Below are 673 nucleotides of genomic sequence, written 5' to 3' on the forward strand. Positions count from 1 at the left end.
GCCAATAGTAATTAAACCGGCGCCGCCGAGTGCGCGGACCCTGTAATATTCAAGCAGGCGTTCATTGACAAAGCCGTCGGGTGTGTAGGAATGATGAACAGCCGGCATGGCGATCCTGTTTTTTAGCTCCATATTTCCGACTTTAATCGGCTCAAAAATTTTCATTATAGTCGCTCCTTTGCTTTCTACAGCATAAAATGTACTAATGTACTATCGATCAAATAATTACGTCATTAATGTTTCGACGCAGCGGCCCTGATTGCCTCTAATGAACTGATGCTTCGGCAGGAAATAAACTAATTGTCTTGAACCTTAAAAGGGGAGGCGATAACATATGAAAAATAATCCACTGCACCAGTTGATGAATCCAAAATCGATTGCCACGGTTGGCGCGGGTAACAACCCGATGAAAATGGGCGCCATCCAGGCTTTAAGTATCGTTAAAGACGGGTTCGCCGGCAAATTTTACCCCATTCACCCGACAGAAAAAGAGGTTTTTGGCTACAGGGCATATTCCTCAGCGCTTGACCTGCCTGAGGCGCCCGACCTGGTTATGTTTGTTCTGCCCGCCCCGCTTGTGATCCCCATCCTTGATGACTTTGGCAGGATCGGCACAAAACGGGCTATTGTGATCACTGCCGGGTTTCGTGAAACTGGGGATGAAGGACGCCGG

Annotated in this window: 2 protein-coding genes; one reads left to right on the plus strand and one right to left on the minus strand. The window is 47.8% G+C overall.

Features of this window, described 5'->3' with window-relative positions; translation table 11 throughout:
- The coding region (locus SCJ97_11680; protein ID MDW7740688.1) for a hypothetical protein at positions 1–165 on the minus strand (165 nt) is incomplete at its 3' end.
- 169 nt (positions 166–334) lie between these two features.
- On the opposite strand from SCJ97_11680, the gene SCJ97_11685 reads away from it, so the two are divergent.
- Positions 335–673, plus strand: a 339-nt coding sequence (locus SCJ97_11685; GenBank protein MDW7740689.1) for a CoA-binding protein, incomplete at its 3' end; no start/stop codon positions are given.

The sequence above is a fragment of the Bacillota bacterium genome (assembly GCA_033549065.1).
GTDB lineage: Bacteria > Bacillota > Dethiobacteria > DTU022 > DTU022 > JAWSUE01.